Source organism: Conyzicola lurida, assembly GCF_014204935.1.
GTDB classification, from domain to species: domain Bacteria; phylum Actinomycetota; class Actinomycetes; order Actinomycetales; family Microbacteriaceae; genus Conyzicola; species Conyzicola lurida.
The window spans coordinates 2,153,114-2,170,540 of record NZ_JACHMJ010000001.1 but is presented as its reverse complement, the minus strand read 5'-3'; the positions used below and the strand labels follow the sequence as shown (position 1 = coordinate 2,170,540).

Sequence of the window (17,427 nt, the reverse complement as noted above, 5' to 3'; positions counted from 1 at the left end):
CTTTGCACCCGAAGCACCATCACTCTCTTGGAGGACAGCACCATGGTTAGGAAAAGTCTGATCGCCGGCGTCGCGCTGGCGGCCGTCGCGAGCCTCTCGCTCAGCGCCTGTGCCGGAAGCAGCGCGCCGGAAGCGGCTGCGGGAACCACCGACACGATTAACGCCGAGCTCTGGTACGCCCCGGCCACGTTCGACCCCGCGAAGGCCTCCGCGAGCTCCGACGTCACCGTCGCCCGCCTCGGCTTCGACACGCTGCTGCGCCAGGGGGAGACCGAGGGCTACATCGGCGGCCTCGCTACCGACTGGGAAGCCGTCTCCGCCTCCGAGTACACGTTCTCCATCCGTGACGACGCGACCTGCGCCGACGGAACCGCCATCACCCCGAGCGTCGTCGCCGCGTCGTTCGAGTACCTCGTCGGCCTCGAGGACTCGGGCGCCCTGACCTGGAAGAACCAGGCCTTCGGCTCCGGCACCCCGACCTTCACCGCCGACGACGCCGCGGGCACGCTCGCGATCTCGCTCAGCGCCCCCTACTCGCAGCTGCTCGGCGGCGTCACCCGTCCCGGCACCGGCATCATCTGCCCCGCCGGCATCGCCGACCCCGAGGGCCTCGCCGCCGGAACCGTCGACGGCGCCTGGTCGGGACCGTACGTCCTGAGCGATGTGGCCGCCGGCGTCAGCGCCGCCTACACGCTCCGCGACGACTACGACGCGTGGCCCGCGTGGGAGAACGTCGAAGGCGTCCCCGCCGAGACCATCAACCTCACGGTGCAGGCCGACTCGAACACGAGCGCCAACCTGCTGCAGTCCGGCGGAGTCGACCTCGCCCGCTTCTACGACTCGAACGCCCTGCGCTTCGAGGACGACGACGCGTACACGACCGTCAGCTTCGCGAGCTCGGCCTACAACCTCGTCTTCAACCAGTCGCCCGGTTCGGGCTCCATCTTCGAGGGCAACCTCGAGTTGCGCCAGGCCGTCGCCCAGGCCATCGACCCCGAGGGCTTCAACGCCGCCGGCCTCGACGGCCTCGGTGTCGAGCAGACTACGGTCAACGCCGCCAGCTACCGCTGCGCCGTCGACGGTTCCTCGGTCATCCAGCAGTACGACCCCGAAGCCGCCGCCGACGTCCTCGCCGGCCAGACCATCCGCCTGCTGATCATGTCCAACTGGGACCCCGCAGCCGACTACCTCGCCGAGTCGCTCCGTGCGGCCGGCGCGACCGTCACCGTCGCGGCACCGGACCCCGCCGACTGGACCGCGCAGATGCGCACGCAGCCCGAGACCTGGGACGTCGCCGTCGCGGCCGAGAACGCCGAGTCGGGCCTCATCCACACGTCGATCGCCCGCTACCTCGGACCGACCTACCCCGAGGGCGGCACCAACGTCGCCGGCAGCGACAACCCCGAGGGCCTCGCCGCGTACCAGGAGGGCATGGCGGCAGCCGACGCCGAGACCCAGTGCGCAGCATTCGAAGCCGCCCAGGAGTCGATCCTCGAGCGCGTCGACATGACGCCGCTCATCACCGACACCCACCGCTACGTCGCACGTGAGGGCTTCGCCACCTACGTGTTCTCGGGCTACTGGGACATCTCCGCGATGCGCATCACGTCCTAACCGACTGATGCACCGCCCGGACCGGAACACTGAGGAGAACACGCGATGAGCACCATAACCACCGCCGGCTCCCCGACGCCCGGTCCGGGCGCCGCGGCACCCACCACCCCCGTGAAAGCGGCATCCCTCGGGGCGACCTGGCGCGCGTTCCTCGTGCGCCGCGTCCTCGGCCTCATCGTCAACCTGGCGTTGTTGGTCTTGGTCACCTTCCTGATCGTGCAGCTGATCCCCGGCGACCCGGCAACGGCCATCGCCGGGGAGAACGCGACCCTCGACCAGGTCGAACTCGTCCGCACGCAGCTCGGCCTCGACCAGCCGTTGCCCGTGCAGCTCTGGACGTACCTCTCGGGCGTCATCCAAGGCGACTTCGGCGATTCCTACCGCTACCGCCAGCCGGCGATGGACATCGTGCTGACGGCCGTGCCGTACACGCTGTCGATCACTATCGCCGCCGTCCTGCTGCTTCTCGTGCTCGGCGTCGCCCTCGGCATGGCCGTGGGAGTAGCGACACGCGGCGACCGCCGCCGCTGGCTCGACCTCGGATTCACGATGATCACCGGCCTGATCTCCTCGATCCCCACCTACGTGCTGGCCACCGGCTTCGTCATCCTCTTCGCCGTGGTCTGGCGGGTCCTGCCCCCGGCGTACTCGCCGGCCTACGACATCGGCACCGCCGCGATCCTCCCGATCGCCTCGCTCACCATCGGCGGCACCTGCTCGGTCGCGCGCATCGTGCGTCGCGAGACCGCCGTGATCCTCGAGCAGGACTACATGCGAACGGCGAGAGGATGGCGCCTGCCGGCACTCTCGCTGTACGCGAAGCACATGCTGCCCAACCTCCTGACCACCGCGCTCACCCTGTCGGGAATCATCCTGACCGCGCTCCTCGGTTCGGCGCTCATCACCGAGGCCGTGTTCGCCTGGCCTGGACTCGGCGGGGTCATCGTGCAGGCAATCGCGATCGACAAGGACTACCCCGTCATCCGCGGTGCCGTGTTCGTGATCGGACTGATCTCCCTCGTCCTCACCCTCGTCATCGACATCATCCTGGGTCTCATCGACCCGCGCACCCTGGGAGACAAGCGTGACTGAGTCCAACCCCGCCGCCCTCGCCCGCGCCGCCGAGGCGCCCGCGACGCGCCCCCGCAGTTTCGCCTGGAACGCCGGTCTCGTCATCGGTATGGGCATGCTCGCCGTCATCGTCGTCGCGGCCGTCGTCTCGCCGCTCGTGCTCGGCGACCAGGCCACCAAGATCGGCGGTAGCCCCGGCCTGGGGTCGACGCCCGAGCACCCCCTCGGCACCGACACCCTCGGCCGCGATATGCTCGCGCGCACCCTCGTCGCCACCCAGGCCACCGTGCTCATGGCGTTCACCGCGACCGCGCTCTCCTCGGTCGTCGGCATCGCCTTCGGCATCGGGGTGTGGCTCGCGCCCCGCCGGGTGCGCGAGCTCGGCCTGCGCTTCATCGAGTTCGCCGTCAGCTATCCGACGATGCTCGTCGCGATCATCGTCGCCGCCATCCTCGGCCAGGGCGTCGTGCAGGTCGTGGTCGCCGTGGCCGTGGCCAACATCGCCGGGTTCGCCCGACTCACCGCCAACCTCGCCGCGAAGATCTCGGCGAGCGAATACGTGACGACCGCGAAGCTGATGGGCGTGCCGACGCACCGCATCGCGCTGCGCCACGTGCTGCCGAACATGGCCGAGCCCACGCTCATCCTCATCGCCGGCGCGTTCTCGGGCGCGCTCGTCGAGATCTCCGGCCTGTCCTTCATCGGCCTCGGAGCGCAGAGCCCCTCGTTCGACTGGGGAACCCTGCTCAACGACGGCCTCAGCCGCATCGTCGTCAACCCGGTCGTGATCCTCGGCCCGGCCGTCGCGCTCACCTTCGCGTCGCTCGCCGCCCTGCTGGTCGGCGACGGCCTCGCCGCGGCAGCCAACCCGCGGTCGAACTCGACCCGCGCCCGCATCGTGCGCGCCCAGGGCGAGCCGGTCGCGACCGGGGGCGACGACGTCGTGCTCGTCGCCGACGGCATCACGGTGCTGCACGGCGGAACCGGCAAGCCGCTCGTCGACGACGTCTCGTTCACCATCCACCGGGGCGAGGTGCTCGGCATCGTCGGGGAATCCGGTTCCGGCAAGTCGCTCACGGCGTCCGTGGTGGCGAAGCTGCTCGGCGAAGGGCTGGAGGCATCGGCCCGCCGGCTCGAGCTCGGCGGCACCGACCTCCTCGGGCGGGTGCCCGACCGCGTGCTCGCGTCGAAGATCGGGCTCGTCTACCAGGACCCGGGAACCGCGCTCAACCCGGCGCTCGTGCTCGGCACCCAGCTTTCCGACGTACTCACGATCCGCCTCGGGTTCTCCCGCCGCAGCGCGCTCGACCTGCTCGCGCGCGCCTTCCGTGCCGTGAAGCTCACCGACCCCGAGGGGCGTCTGCGGCAGTACCCGCACCAACTCTCCGGCGGCATGAAGCAGCGCGCGATGATCGCCTCCGCCATGGCCGGCAAGCCCGACCTGCTCATCGCCGACGAGCCGACCACCGCGCTCGACGTCACCGTGCAGCGCGAGGTGCTCACGCTGCTGAAGCGCATGAACGTCGACTCCGGCACCGCCGTGCTGTTCATCTCCCATGACCTCGGCGTCGTCCGGGCGCTGTGCGACCGCGTGCTCGTTATGAAGGACGGCCGCATCGTGGAGCGCATCGACGACGTCGCCACCCTCTCGGAGGACACCGTGGAACACCCGTACACGAAGCAGCTGCTGGCGGCGACGCCGACGGTCACCATCCCCGCGGGAGGACACTCGTGAGCGAGACGATGATCGAGGTCAAGGACCTCGACGTGTCGTTCGGTTCCGCACAGGTGCTGCGCGGAGTCGACCTGCACCTCGAGCGCGGCAAGACGGTCGGCGTCGTGGGCGAATCCGGGTCGGGCAAGTCGACCCTCGCCAAGGTGCTGGTCGGCACGGTCCGCGCCGCGGCCGGCAGCGCGGTGGTCGACGGCGTCGACATCGTCGCCGCCAACCGCAGGGAGATGGGCGCGTACCGCCGTCGCACCCAGATGATCCCGCAGGACCCGTACTCGTCGCTCTCGCCGCGACGCACGATCGCGCAGACCCTGGCCGAAGCGGTCGACCCCGCGCGTGCCCGCGTCGCCACCCACGAGGACCTGATCGCCGAGTGGCTCACCCGGGTCGGGCTCGCCCCCGAGATGATGCACCGCTTCCCCCACGAGTTCTCGGGCGGCCAGCGCCAGCGCATCGCGATCGCCCGCGGCCTCATCATCGACCCGCACCTGATCATCGCCGACGAGATCACCTCGGCCCTCGACGTCTCGGTGCAGGCGCAGATCCTCGACCTGCTCGCGGGCATCAAGGACTCGCTCGGCGTCACGATGATGTTCATCTCGCACAACCTCGCCGTCGTGCAGCGCGTGAGCGACGACGTCGTCGTGCTGTACCAGGGCCAGGTCGTCGAGGCCGGACCGGTCGGACAGGTCTACTCCGACCCGCAACACTGGTACACGCGACGCCTGCTCGACGCCGACCCCGGTGCCGCCGGGTTCAGCCTGACCGACTAGACCCCGCACAAAGGAGCCCCATGGCTGCCCGCCTCCCGCTGACCCCGCACGAGCCGGGGGCGCTGCGCCTCCTCGGGGCGACCCTGATCGACGGCACGGGAGCGGCGCCGGTGGCGGACTCCGACGTGGAGCTGCGCGACGGCGTCATCGTCTACGCCGGACCCCGTCGGGCGGCGGTCTCCGTGGACCGCACGATCGACCTCGCCGGCACGTTCCTGCTGCCGGGCTTCGTCGACGCGCACGTGCACCTCAGCATGGTGCCGGGCACGCCGGAGGAGCAGCGCGCCCAGTTCGCCGAGGAGCACGTGCTGAAGGTCGCCGGCGGGCTGCGCGACACCCTGTTCGCGGGCGTCACCACCGCGCGCGACCTCGACGGCCTCACGCCGGGGTACCGCAACGCGGTCGCCGCCGGATCGACCCTCGGGCCGCGCCTGCACCTCGCCATCGCGATGCTGTCGCCGACCGGCGGGCACGCCGACCCCGTCCGTCCCAACGGTTCGCTGCCGGCCTGGGCGGTTCGCCCGTCGATCCCCGAACCGGGGGTCGTCGACACCGACGACGACGTCATCCGTACCGTGCGCGGCCTGCTGCGCACCGGTGCCGACGCGATCAAGGTCTCCACCTCGGGCGGCATCGGATCGCCCACCGACCACCCCGACGACGTCGGTCTGCCCGAAGCGCAGGTGCGGCTCGTTCACCGCCTGCTCGCCGAACGCGGCGGCAGCCCGATCACCGCGCACGCCCTGACCGACGCCGCGGTGCGCTCCGCCGTCCTCGGGGGCGCCTCGAGCATCGAGCACGGCTACGACCTCGGCGACGACACGATCGCGCTGATGCTCGAGCACGGCACCGTGCTCGTGCCCACGCTCAGCACGCTGCTGCGCACCCTGGACCCGGCGACCACGACATCCGCCGCGCTCCGCGACCGGGAGGCCCGCCAGCGCCGCGGACTCGACTCGGTGCGCCGCGCCATCGCGGCCGGCGTTCCCGTGGCACTCGGAACGGACGCGGGCGTGCACCCGCACGGGCGCAATCTCGCCGAACTCGGCCGTCTGGTCGAGGTCGGCCTCGAGCCGCTCGCCGCCATCAGCGCCGGAGCCCTCGGCGGCGCCCGCCTACTCGGCCTCGACGCGCACCTCGGATCGGTCGAGGCGGGCAAGCTCGGCGACCTCGTCGTGACCGTGGTCGACCCGCTGGCGTCGATCGGCGACCTCGCCGAGGCCGCAACCGTGCGGATGGTGCTGCAGGCCGGCCGCGTGGTCAAAGACCTCGACGGCCGGGCATAGGCCCCGGGCTCACACCAGCGCGGCGAGAGCCTTCTCGATCGTCGCGACGACCCGCTCGGGGGCGGCGTGCGCGACCGCGTGGCTGGTGTCGACCTCGTCGGTCACCGCTCCCATGCGCGCGGCCATCGCCCGCTGGATCTCGGGCCTCAGGTGCTTGTCGCTCGACGCGACGAGGTACCAGCTGGGTCGCGACATCCATGCCGGTTCTGCCGTCGACTGCGTGAAGATGTCATTGGCCGCCACCCGGCCTTGCGCCCGGCCGGCGAGCCGCACGGACTCCGGCACGTCCCAGGCCAGCTCGCGCCACGACTCCTCGTCGGGGGCGGCGATCCACTCGCCCGCGGGTCCGCGCGTGAAGTACTTCGACACCTCGGCGGGCTCGTAGGCGCTGACGATCTGCTGCACCGACTCGTCGCGGTCGGGTCCGAACGCGGCGGCGTAGACGAGTCCGACCACCCGCTCGTGCGTGCCGGCGGCGGTGATCACCGCGCCGCCGTACGAGTGGCCGACGAGCAGCACGGGTCCGTCGACGGCGTCGATCAGCGCGCGCACGGCGGCCTCGTCGGCCCGCAGCGACTGGGAGTAGTTGTCGGCGACGGTGAACGCGAGACCGCGCTGCTCGAGAAGCGGGACGACGGAGGACCAGGTGTTCGCGGTGCCGCCGGCGCCGTGGACGAGGACGAGGTGCATAGAAACTCCAGGGTGTGGATGCCGCAGCAGAGGTTTCGGAACGGGGATCAGTCGCGGGGAGCGGCCAGGTAGCCGCGCCATCCGCCGTACTCCGTGATGTCGGCGGCCCCCTCGATGGCGATCTGTTCGACGACGAAGCCGCTCACCTCGGAGCCGTCGGCGAGGGTGACCGTACCGATCGCCATGGGGCGGGGCAGCGCGGCGACGAACGAGCCGAACGCGGCTTCGGTCAGGCGCCAGATCTCGACCTCGAGGGCGGATCCGCCCTCGGCCACGCGCACGACGCCCGGCTTCGGGGGAGTGGTGGCGAGGGCGAACAGCCGGTAGTCGGGGCTCGTGGTCGTCGTCTCGACGAGTTCCGCGTCGCGGTCGGCGAGCTGGTGGTTCAGCGGCTGACCGCTGAGGTGGGCGCCGGCGACGGCGAGCAGGACGGTGGTCACGGGCGGTTCCTCAGGAGGTCGGCGAGCTGGTGGTCGGTGAAGGCGGGAGCGACGAGCTGCACGCCGAACGGCAGGCCGTCGACAGTTCCCGCCGGGTAGGCGAGCGCGGCGAGGTCGAGCAGGTTGGCGAAGTTGGTGAAGCGGCCGAGGCGCGAGTTGACGGCGATCGGTTCCGCGGCGACCGCGGCGAGCGTCGGGTGCTCGGTCGTGGTCGGCAGCAGCAGCGCGTCGATGCGGCCGAAGACCTCGCGGGCGACGACGGCGGCACGGTCGAGTTTCTCTTGATCCTGGAACAGCTGCCAGGCGGGCAGCCCCTTGGCCCGGGAGATGATGCCGCCGACGGTCGGGTCGACCTCGTCGGGGTGCGCGTCGACGAACTCGCCGACCGCGGCGTACCTCTCGGCGACGAACGCGCCCTCGTAGAGCATGCGGGCCGTCGCGAGGAAGACCTCGATGTCGACGGGCACGAGTTCGGCGCCCGCGGCTTCCCAGCGCGCGACCTCCGTCTCGAAGGCCTCGGCCCAGCCAGGAGCGAGCTCGCCGAGCTGGCCCGGCAGGGGCACCCCGATACGCGGCGTCTGGGCGAACGCGGCGGCGCTGCCCTCGCGGCTCAGCGGGTCGCGGTCGTCCGGTCCGCTCATCACGGCGAGCACGCGCTCGGCGAGGTCGAGTCCGGCGGCCATCACGGTGACGACGTCGAAGCTGCGGCAGGCGGGGACGACGCCGCCGGCGCTGACCCAGCCCTTCGTCGGCTTGATGCCGACGAGGCCGTGGAACGCGGCGGGAACGCGGCCCGAGCCGGCGGTGTCCGTTCCGAGGGCGAAGTCGGCGGCACCGAGGGCGACCGCGACGGCCGAACCCGAGGAGGATCCGCCGGAGATGCGGGTGGCGTCTGTGGCGTGACGCACGGCGCCGTAGGGGGAGCGGGAGCCGACGAGGCCGGTCGCGAACTGGTCGAGGTTCGTCGAACCGAGAACGACGGCGCCCGCGTCACGGATGCGGTGCACGGTCGTGGCGTCGCTGTCGGGGCTGTAGGCGAAGGCGGGGCAGGCGGCGGTGGTGTCGATACCCGCGACGTCGATGTTGCCCTTGACCGCGACGAGCAGTCCGGCCAGGGGCAGGTCGGCTCCCGCGGCGGCGCGGTCGAGCACCGCGGTCAGCTCGGCGACGACCTCGTGCTCGGGGCGCAGGGTGATCCACGCCTCGGGCCGCGACACGGTCCGGGCGTACCGCTCGGCGACGTGGGCGGCCGGGTCGGCGATGTCCACGGCCATCAGGCGTCCACGCCGGGCAGCGGCAACAGCACGGTCGGCGCCGGCGCCGCCTCGCGGCCGACGAACGGCACGGGCTGGCAGACCATGAGGTAGCCGCCGGGTTCGACCGACGACAGGTCGGCGTTCTCGAGGATCACGATTCCGGCCGTACAGAGGATGACGTGGGTCGGCCATTTCTCGGTGTGGGCGGGTGCCTCCATCGTCATGTAGTCGATGCCGGCGAACAGCACGCCGCGGTCGGCGAGCCACTGGGCGCCGCTCGGGCCGAGGCCGACCCAGGTCTCCGACTTCTCGGGCCGGGTGAGGGCGTCGGTCGAGTTGCGGGTGCGGAACAGCACGCGCTTGGCGCCATCAGCCCCCGCGGCTTCGAGGTCCTCGGCCGTGATCTCCTCGACGACGTGACGCAGGTCGAGCACGCGAACCGGCCCGACCACGTTGTCGATCGCGATGGTATCGACCGTCGCGGCGCCCTGCACGAAGTGCGAGGGAGCGTCCACGTGGGTGCCGGTGTGGGCACCGATGAGCCAGCGCGAGACATCGGACGCGAATCCGTCGACCATCTGCTCGACCATCTCGTAGGTGGGCTTGCGGCCCCAGTGCAGCATCTCGCCGTGGATGGGGATGTTGATGTCGATGACGTCGGTCATGGGGTCCTTTGCCGGGATGAACGGAATGGATTCGCTTTGTCCTAGATTGTATCCAATCAAGCGACGAGGTCAAGATTGCCGGATGCCGCGGCCCATCGCACCGCCCGTGCCGGTGTCATTCCGGCAGGTCGCGGCCCGCGAGGTCAGACGAGTGCCCCGTCGGCGAGCCGCACGGTGTGGTCGGCCATCGCCTGCAGCGACGGGTCGTGGGTGGAGATGATCGCCGTCATACCCTCGGCACGCACCACCGACCGCAGTAGCGCCATGATGCCGGCACCGCTCTCGGCGTCGAGCTGCCCGGTCGGCTCGTCGGCGATGAGCAGCCGCGGGGAGTTCGCGAGCGCCCGGGCGATGGCGACGCGCTGCTGCTGGCCGCCCGAGAGTTCTCCCGGACGCTGCGCCGCCTGGGCGCCGAGCCCGACCAGGTCGAGCAGGTGGCCCACCCGTTCGGTGCGTGCCTTCGGGGCCACACCGCGCAGGCGGAGCGGCAGACCGACGTTCTCGGCCGCCGACAGCATCGGCAGCAGCCCGAACGTCTGGAAGACGAAGGCGAGCTGGTCCCGCCGCAGGGCGGTGCGCGCCCGTTCGTCGAGCGCCGTCACCTCGATGTCGTCGACGACGACCGTTCCGCTCGTCGGTTCGTCCAGGCCGCCCACACAGTTGAGCAGCGTCGTCTTGCCGGAGCCGGAGCGGCCGACGAGCGCGGCGATGGTGCCGCGGGGCACGCTGAACGACACGGCGCGGAGCGCGTGCACGTCGCCGCCGGGGGAATCGTAGGTGCGCGTGAGGTCGCGCACGACGACCATCGGGCTCTCGGTCATTTCGCTCCCTTGTCTGCGGCGCGGTCGGGCCAGACGCCCACGTGGTCGGCCTCGAGGTCGAGCCGCACCCGGCTGCGCAGGCCGAGGGCCTTGCGGTACTCGGCGGGCAGTTGCAGCCGCCCGGCGCGGTCGAGCATCGCATACTCCTCGGCGATGACGGCGGAATCGCCCCACTCGTCGATCTCGGTGCGCCGCACCACCTCGGAGGACGTGCGCCCGTCGCGGATCGCCACCGTGCGCTGCACCTGGCTGGAGACCTCCGCGTCATGGGTGACGATCACCACGGTGGTGCCGAAGCTCTCGTTGGCGGTGCGCAGGGCGGCGAACACCTCGGCGCCGGTCGCCGTGTCGAGCTCGCCCGTCGGCTCGTCGGCGAACAGCACCTGCGGTCGGTTCGCGAGCGACACCGCGATCGCGACCCGTTGCTGCTCGCCGCCCGACAGCTCGCCGGGACGCCGTCCGGCCTTCGCGGCCATGCCCATCGCGTCGAGGAGCTCGGCCGTCCGCCGCCGCCGCGCCCGCGACCGTACGCCCGCGAACGACATCGGCAGGGCCACGTTCTCCGCGGCGGTCAGGTAGGGGAGCAGGTTGCGCGATGTCTGCTGCCAGACGAACCCGACGACGCTCCTCCGGTAAGCGAGACGGTCGGCCGCCGTCATCCGCAGCAGGTCCCACTCGCCCACCCGGGCGCGCCCCGCCGTGGGCACGTCGAGCCCCGAGAGCACGTTGAGCAGCGTCGACTTGCCCGAGCCGGAGGCGCCGACGATCGCGATCATCTCCCCGCGGTCGACGAGCAGGTCGAGGCCCTGCAGCGCCTGCACCTCGATCTGCTCCACCTGGTAGATGCGCACGACGTTGTCGCACACGATGAGCGCCTCGGCCCCGAATTCCGTCATTCCGTCTCTCCCACTCTCAGTACTTCTCCCGGCCGGTCGCGGCGGTGGGCCACGACGTCGACCACGATCGCGGCCGCGCTCAGCACGAGGCTGCCGGCGATCACGAGCACGACCGTCAGCACGTCGATGCGCAACGGCGGTGCCGAGACGCCGCCCGCGAGAATGCCCAGGCCGAGCGCCGGCCCCACCGCGACCACGATCCCCACGCCGGCCGCCGCACCCCCGACGAGTGCGGCGACGACGAGCGGCGTCAGCTCGGCGAGCGCGAGGATCCACCCGAACCCGCGCTGCACGCCCAGGGTGCGCAGCAGCGAGAGCGAGCGGGAGCGCGACCGCCCGCCGGCGGCCACCGTCGTGAGCAGTGCGAGCGCGGCGAGGAGCGCGACCGCCCCGACGGCGAGCCAGGTCATCCGCTCGACCCCCTGCACGAGCGGCTGGGCGCGGCGCTCGGCGAGCCACCCGGTCCGCGTGAGCACCTCGGCGCCGTCGACCGACCGCGCGGCGTCCGCCGCGCCCTCGCCCATCACGAGCAGTGTGTCGGCCTGCACGGCATCCGGCAGCACGGCACCGAGGGCGTCGATGCCGACGTAGACGAAGGGGCCGGTGAGGTAGCCGTCGGGGCCTCCCTCGAAGGTGCCGACGACGACCACCGGGACGCGCTGGTCGTCGAACACCATGACCGTGTCGTCGACGTCGATGCGTGTGGCCAGCGCCTCGTCGACCAGCACCGGCACGGCGCCGGCGGGGGCGGATGCCGCGGCGAGCAGTCCCAGCGCGCCACGACCGGGCGCGGCCCCGTCGGGCAGCAGCGCCGCCAGGTCCGCGAAGCCGGAATCCACCGCGACGACGGTTGCCGGGGCGGATGCCGCGCCGCTGTCGATCTCCACCGGGCGCTCGGAGTATTGCGCGCTGACGGCGGTCACGCCGGCTGAGTCGCGCACGCGCTCGGCGACCGCCTCGTCGATCGCCCCGTCGATCCGGGCGTCGGCTCCGACGCGTTGCCACGACGCGTCATCCTGCCCCCGGCTCACCGTCTGTACGACGAGGGATCCGCCGACGACCAAGGCGACCGCGACCGTGAGCGCGAGCAGCGGCAGCAGCGACAGTGCCCGCCGGGCATGCGCCGCCGCGAGGATCCCGACGGCGCCGCGCGACCGGGAGGCGAGGGCGGCGACCGCGCGCACGACCACGGGCTGCAGGCGCAGCACCACGAGCGTCACGGCTGCGGCGAGCAGCAGGGGTGCGGCGGCGAGCAGCGGGTCGGTGCCGTCGGTGCGCGCCTCGACCAGTCCGCGCGAGCGCACGGAGACCACGGCCGCGACGGCGACCAGCACGACCGCGAGTTCCAGCACGATGCGGCGGGCGTGCGCCCGTCCGGCGAGCTGCTGTCTGTCGCGCCGGTTCGCCGGCTGCCGGCGGCCACTCCACACCGCGCGTGCGACGACCAGCGCCTGCGCCGGCGGTGCGAGAACGGCGACGACGGCGACCGCGACGAGCGGCACCGGGTCCGGCAGCGGGCCAGGCGCCAGAAGAACGACGGCCGCCAGCGCGACCCCGACGCCCACGACGGCGAGGAGCGCAGACTCGACGAGGCCACGGATCACGACGGACCCGAGCGAGGCCCCGCGCGCCCGTTCGAGGGCGAGGTCGGCGGCCCTCCGGCGCACGAGCAGCCCGCTGAGGTGCAGCATCACGACCAGCACCGCCCCGAACAGCCCCGCGATCATGAGCGACATCTGCGCCACCGAGGCGGCCGCGCGGCTTTCGTACCCGCGGAGCGCGTCGGGGAACTCCGAGTGCACGGAGAGCGCGACCGACGAGGCGGTCGCCACGGAACCCCCGGTCGCCTCGAGCACGTCGGTCTCCGCGACGACCGTCGCGACGAGTCCGCTCGTGAACCTCTCGGCGACCATCGGCACCCGGATCGAGCCCGCGGACGCGTCGAGCAACAGCGGTTGCACGAGGGCGAGCCCGTCGGCTCCCGCGAGCATCGTGATGCCGGTGGTCGGCCCTCCCGCGCGCGAATCCTGCTCGAGCGGCTCCCACATCGTGGGGAGGTCGCACCACCGGCTCGCGCACTCGTCGGCGGAGACCGGGGCGGTGGATGTCGCGATACCCACGACGCGCACGGCTGCCGTGGCCGGCTTCCCGTCGGCCGTGGCACCCGTCGCGGCGGTTCGGAACACCGAGTCGACGGAGAGGGATGCCGCGTCCGCGGCCGCGCGCGACACCACGACCTCGATCTCGCCCGCGCCGGCCGTCGGGAGTCGCCCCTCGACGATCGACAGGCCGCTTTCCTGGTCGGGGCCGAGGTACCCGAACTGCGCGTCGACCCGGGGCGCCGCCGGGTCGGCCACGATCCTGGTCAACCGTAGGTCCGGGCTCAGCACCGAGAGGGTGGGCGTGCCCGCGACGCTCGCGAGACCGTCGGGCAGGATCGTCGGGAGCTCGTCGGCGAGCGCGACGACGTCGGCCAGCGAGCTGTTCTCGGGAGCGGCGTTCGGACTGCCCACCCGGGTACGCACGATGACGTCGCCGTCGGAGCCGATCTCCGCGACCGCCGCGCGCGACCCGCGGTCGACGGTGTCGAGCACGAGCCGCGGCACACCCAGCGCGAGACCGGCGGCGATGCAGAGCAGCGCTGACCAACCGGCGAGCAGGGCGGCGTCTCGGCGGGCGCGGCGCCGCACGAGGAGCCCGGCGGCGCCGACGAGGGAGCGGCGGGCGGAGGCCCAGCGCGACCGCGCGGAGGAGGGCCGGAGTCGGCGTTCGGCAGTGCTCACGGCTGGACTCCTTCCCGCAACAGGTGGGCGGGCTCGGTGAACCGCTGCGAGCGGGAGACGAGCACGACGACGGCCGCCAGCACCGCTGCCACTTCGGCGACCAGCAGGGCGATCCCGAGAGCCGGAACCTCGACGACCACCGACGGGACGGTGGGTGCGCCGGTGGGGGAGACCGCGACCAACGGGCCGACGAGCCATGCGAGCAGCACCCCGATCGACACGCCGAAGACGACGCCGAGCACTCCCATCAGCAGCGACTCGGTCGCCACGAGGCCGACCAGGCGGCGGCGCGAGTAGCCGATGGCGCGCAGCTGGGCGAGCTCCAGCCGGCGGGAGCGCAGACCGGCGGCGCTGTGCACGCCGAACCCGACGGCCGCGAGCAGCGTGCTCGCCGCGATCGCGACCCACAGCGTCGCCTGGGTGGCGACCCGCAACGGGGCTTCCTGCAGCCGCTCGCCGAGCAGGTCCGTACTGACCGCAGTAGCTCCCACGGGAAGGGCGGCGAGATACGAAGCCGCCTCGCCCTCCGGCACGTCGACCCACCACTCGTCGACGAGCGGGCCTTCGGTGCCCGCCTCGATGAGCGAGCGGGCGAGAAGCATCGTGTCGACGACGGCGACCTCCGCCGGGGTGCCGCCGAGGGACGGGGCCGGTCCGAGGAGGTCGGCCGTCGGCGCCGCCCCGGGCACGCGCGGTGCGATGGCGATCACGTGGAGCGTCGCCGGCACGCCGCCGGTGCGGACCCCGAGATCCGAGCCCGACGTCACCCCGAGACGCTCGGCGAGGGCGGCGTCCAGCACGGTCGGCACGCCGGCGTTCGGCCGCCAGCCGACGAGCGCGTAGCTCCGGGCGCGCACCCGCAGATCGACGGGAACGGTGACGCCGACGCGCAGCGTCCAGCCGTCGGGCACGTCGTCGGTCGGCGGGAGCGTGGCGGTACGCGGCGACGACGACCCGGACCACTCGGCATCCGCGGGCACCGCGAGCGGCACGCGGGCGGGGTCGGAATCGTCCGAGTCCCCGGGAACGAGGGCCGCGAGATCCGCCATCAGGACGTCCGTCGATTCCTCCCGCCGTTCGACGGCGGACTCCTCGTCGGCCGTATCGACGAGCTTGGCCTGGAATCCGACGAAGCGCAGGCCGTCGGACCGCGCGGCCGGTGCCAGCTCGCCCTGTACATCGTGTGGCTCGCCGTCGGCGTCGACGCGGCCCAGCGGCAGCAGAAGCAGCCGCGTGCCGCCCTCTTCGATCACGGCGGTGATCTCCGCCGCGGTCGCGGCGAGCGGCGCACCGGGGTCGCCGAGGCGCACGGTGGCGGCGAATCCGGAGGCGCCGTCGGGCAGGTCGATCCCGGTCGCGGAGGCCGCGCCGCCGCCCAGGCCGTCGGCGATCGTCTCGCCGCCGAGGTCGCCGAGCCGCCCGGTGGTCAGGAGCGCGCGGGCGTCCGGCGTGAGCGAGAGCACCGACGCGCGGATACCGCCCGCGTCGCCCGAATCGCCGAGCCCTCCGATCAGCATGGGTCTGCGCATGACGGGTTCGCCCCCGCCCTCCGGAGCCGCTTCGGTCGCCGGCCCCGTGGCATCCACCCGCACCGGCGGGCCGACGGCGAACGACGCCTGGTCGACCTGCGACTGCTTCCACGTGGTGAGGAAGGAGAGCCCGAAGGTGCCGACCGCGAGCGACAGGCTGAGCAGCAGCACGGCGGCGGTCGCCCGCTGCGGGCGACGCCCGATCTCCCACGCGGCGAGGGCCACGGTGGCGCCGCGGGCGCCCGAACCGAGCCGTTCGAGCAGCCGGGATGCCGCGGGGATCAGCCGCACGCAGACGAGCGCGGTCGCGACCAGCACGAGGGCCGGCCCGGCCACGAGCACCGGGTCGACCGCGAGTGAACCGGTCTCCTGCACGGGCGTGCGGTATGCCTGCAACTGCCAGTAGGCGATCGCGGCGATCGCGACGACGGCGACGTCGATGCCCGACCGCGCGATCCCCGACGCGAGGCGCTGGCGTCCGGCGGCCTGCGCGCCCTCGGCGAACGACACGTCCGCGCGCAGCAGCGGTGCGACGAGCACGACCACGAAAACGACCGCGATGACGGCGGCGAGGAGCCAGGTCACCGCGGGCAGCCCCGCGTCGGCCGGCATTCCCGCCGCGACCATGGGTCCCTGCGCGGCGAGGACGCGGTACACGAGGGACGCGAGCGGCGGAGTGGCGGCGGCCGTCACCACGGCGACGGCCACGGCTTCGACGGTTGCCAGGGCGAGGATGTCGCGACGGGACGCCCCGCGCGCCCGCATCAGCTGCCTCTCACCGCTGCGCGCGTCGCTGAACAGCCGCGCGAGCTGCGCCATCGCGGCCACCGCCAGCACCACGAGCAGCAGGCTGACGACCGCGACCGTCGACCGGGTGACCGTCAGCCCGGCGGTCACCGCGTTCACCGCCGTCGCGACATCCGTGGAGGTGAAGATCGCCCCGGCCACACCGTTCGACCGGAACGGGATGTCGACGTCGGCGGTGTCCAGCCGGTCGAGGAGCGGCTGGACCTGGTCGACGGTCGTGTGCGAGAAGTCGGGGGTGAAGCGCAGATCGGCGAAGGCGACCGGGATGCCGGCGGCGGCGAGCGACCCCGTTCCGACGACGAGCGGTCCGAGCGCCACGGCGGGGTTGTAGAAGCTCGACGACGGGTCGGGGAAGTCCGGGTCGTAGCCCGCGCCGGCGAGGCGGTCGACTGCCCAGAATTCGTCGGTGCGGTCGTTCGGCTCGAAGACTCCCGTGACGACGGCCGCGACATCCGCCCCGCCCGCCTCGACGACCACCGTGTCGCCGACGTCGACCGACAGCGCGAGAGCCGCCGACGACGGGATGGCGACCGGTACTCCGTCGGTCGACGCGTCGCCGGGCCACTCGCCCGTGGTGAGCGTCGCGGACTCGGCGACCTCGTCGTACTCGCCGAAGTAGGCGAGGGTGGGCAGGGGGCCGTCGGTCGTGACGCCGGCGAGCGAGAGCACGGGTTCGAAGCTCGAGACCGCGATGCCGACGGAAGTCGTCGTTGCCGCCGGGGCGAAGACGCTGTCGACCGCCTCGGAGACGATCGCACGCCCCTCGGCGACGTCGATGGTCGGATCGACCAGGCGGATGTCGAGGGCTGTCTGCTCCGCGGGTACCGCGGCGAGCGCTCCCCGCACGCCGCCCTGCTCGGTCGCGCTGACGAGGAGGCTCAGGGTCGTCACGAGCACGCTCGCGAGCACGGCTACCGCGACGACGCCGAGGAGCAGGCGCCACTGCGAGCGCGAACGCCGGAGAGTGGTGGCCAGGAGCCACGTGCCGGGGCGCGCGGAGCGGCGTCGACTGCCTCCGGGCGCGGCCCGCCGTCCCTCGTTCGTCACTGCGCTGTGTTCCCCGT

13 protein-coding genes are annotated in these 17,427 nt (G+C 72.8%); 5 read left to right on the top strand and 8 right to left on the bottom strand.

Going from position 1 to position 17,427, the window contains the following annotated elements; genetic code table 11:
- Nucleotides 1-42 precede the first annotated feature (42 nt).
- Genes HD599_RS10545 through HD599_RS10525 form a run of 5 tightly spaced genes read left to right on the top strand, consistent with a single transcriptional unit; the run spans nucleotide 43 to nucleotide 6,476 of the window.
- Nucleotides 43-1,614: an ABC transporter substrate-binding protein gene (locus HD599_RS10545; protein WP_184237081.1), complete on the top strand. Its 1,572-nt coding sequence runs from the start codon at nucleotides 43-45 to the stop codon at nucleotides 1,612-1,614.
- Between the two features lie 45 nt (nucleotides 1,615-1,659).
- The gene (locus HD599_RS10540; RefSeq protein ID WP_184237078.1) at nucleotides 1,660-2,706 is read left to right on the top strand and encodes an ABC transporter permease; all 1,047 of its coding nucleotides are present in this window, start codon (nucleotides 1,660-1,662) and stop codon (nucleotides 2,704-2,706) included.
- Nucleotides 2,699-4,420 carry a dipeptide/oligopeptide/nickel ABC transporter permease/ATP-binding protein gene (locus HD599_RS10535; protein WP_343062012.1) on the top strand — a complete coding sequence of 574 codons (1,722 nt, stop codon included), beginning with the start codon at nucleotides 2,699-2,701 and terminating at the stop codon, nucleotides 4,418-4,420. The genes HD599_RS10540 and HD599_RS10535 overlap by 8 nt, the downstream gene beginning before the upstream one ends.
- On the top strand, nucleotides 4,417-5,190 hold the full coding sequence (locus HD599_RS10530) for an ABC transporter ATP-binding protein (protein ID WP_343062011.1): 774 nt from the start codon (nucleotides 4,417-4,419) through the stop codon (nucleotides 5,188-5,190). The genes HD599_RS10535 and HD599_RS10530 overlap by 4 nt, the downstream gene beginning before the upstream one ends.
- Nucleotides 5,191-5,210: 20 nt before the next feature.
- The gene (locus HD599_RS10525) at nucleotides 5,211-6,476 is read left to right on the top strand and encodes a metal-dependent hydrolase family protein (RefSeq protein WP_184237075.1); all 1,266 of its coding nucleotides are present in this window, start codon (nucleotides 5,211-5,213) and stop codon (nucleotides 6,474-6,476) included.
- A 9-nt stretch (nucleotides 6,477-6,485) separates the two neighbouring features.
- Here HD599_RS10525 and HD599_RS10520 read toward each other — a convergent pair whose 3' ends face one another.
- The 8 genes from HD599_RS10520 to HD599_RS18340 form a co-directional block, all read right to left on the bottom strand.
- Nucleotides 6,486-7,166 carry an alpha/beta fold hydrolase gene (locus HD599_RS10520; RefSeq protein ID WP_184237072.1) on the bottom strand — a complete coding sequence of 227 codons (681 nt, stop codon included), beginning with the start codon at nucleotides 7,164-7,166 and terminating at the stop codon, nucleotides 6,486-6,488.
- A gap of 47 nt (nucleotides 7,167-7,213) precedes the next feature.
- Nucleotides 7,214-7,606 carry an allophanate hydrolase-related protein gene (locus HD599_RS17810; protein WP_221420486.1) on the bottom strand — a complete coding sequence of 131 codons (393 nt, stop codon included), beginning with the start codon at nucleotides 7,604-7,606 and terminating at the stop codon, nucleotides 7,214-7,216.
- Complete coding sequence (gene atzF, locus HD599_RS10515) at nucleotides 7,603-8,880, bottom strand: allophanate hydrolase (protein WP_221420485.1); 1,278 nt, start codon at nucleotides 8,878-8,880, stop codon at nucleotides 7,603-7,605. The genes HD599_RS17810 and atzF overlap by 4 nt, the downstream gene beginning before the upstream one ends.
- Entirely contained in the window at nucleotides 8,880-9,527 is a 648-nt protein-coding gene (locus HD599_RS10510) for a cyclase family protein (protein ID WP_184237069.1), read from the bottom strand. The genes atzF and HD599_RS10510 overlap by 1 nt, the downstream gene beginning before the upstream one ends.
- Nucleotides 9,528-9,670: 143 nt before the next feature.
- Nucleotides 9,671-10,348, bottom strand: coding sequence for an ABC transporter ATP-binding protein (locus tag HD599_RS10505; RefSeq protein WP_221420484.1), 678 nt, complete (start codon nucleotides 10,346-10,348; stop codon nucleotides 9,671-9,673).
- Nucleotides 10,345-11,244, bottom strand: coding sequence for an ABC transporter ATP-binding protein (locus HD599_RS10500; protein ID WP_184237066.1), 900 nt, complete (start codon nucleotides 11,242-11,244; stop codon nucleotides 10,345-10,347). The genes HD599_RS10505 and HD599_RS10500 overlap by 4 nt, the downstream gene beginning before the upstream one ends.
- Nucleotides 11,241-14,027, bottom strand: a complete 2,787-nt coding sequence (locus HD599_RS10495; RefSeq protein WP_184237063.1) for a hypothetical protein — start codon at nucleotides 14,025-14,027, stop codon at nucleotides 11,241-11,243. Before HD599_RS10495 ends, HD599_RS10500 begins: the two co-directional genes overlap by 4 nt.
- Complete coding sequence (locus tag HD599_RS18340) at nucleotides 14,024-17,410, bottom strand: FtsX-like permease family protein (protein ID WP_184237061.1); 3,387 nt, start codon at nucleotides 17,408-17,410, stop codon at nucleotides 14,024-14,026. Before HD599_RS18340 ends, HD599_RS10495 begins: the two co-directional genes overlap by 4 nt.
- Nucleotides 17,411-17,427 lie beyond the last annotated feature (17 nt).

Coding starts and splice junctions, on each gene's coding strand:
- HD599_RS10545 (WP_184237081.1), top strand. CDS start 43: ATGGTTAGGAAAAGTCTGATCGCCGGCGTCGCGCTGGCGGCCGTCGCG.
- HD599_RS10540 (WP_184237078.1), top strand. CDS start 1,660: ATGAGCACCATAACCACCGCCGGCTCCCCGACGCCCGGTCCGGGCGCC.
- HD599_RS10525 (WP_184237075.1), top strand. CDS start 5,211: ATGGCTGCCCGCCTCCCGCTGACCCCGCACGAGCCGGGGGCGCTGCGC.
- HD599_RS10520 (WP_184237072.1), bottom strand. CDS start 7,166: ATGCACCTCGTCCTCGTCCACGGCGCCGGCGGCACCGCGAACACCTGG.
- atzF (WP_221420485.1), bottom strand. CDS start 8,880: ATGGCCGTGGACATCGCCGACCCGGCCGCCCACGTCGCCGAGCGGTAC.
- HD599_RS10510 (WP_184237069.1), bottom strand. CDS start 9,527: ATGACCGACGTCATCGACATCAACATCCCCATCCACGGCGAGATGCTG.
- HD599_RS10505 (WP_221420484.1), bottom strand. CDS start 10,348: ATGACCGAGAGCCCGATGGTCGTCGTGCGCGACCTCACGCGCACCTAC.
- HD599_RS10500 (WP_184237066.1), bottom strand. CDS start 11,244: ATGACGGAATTCGGGGCCGAGGCGCTCATCGTGTGCGACAACGTCGTG.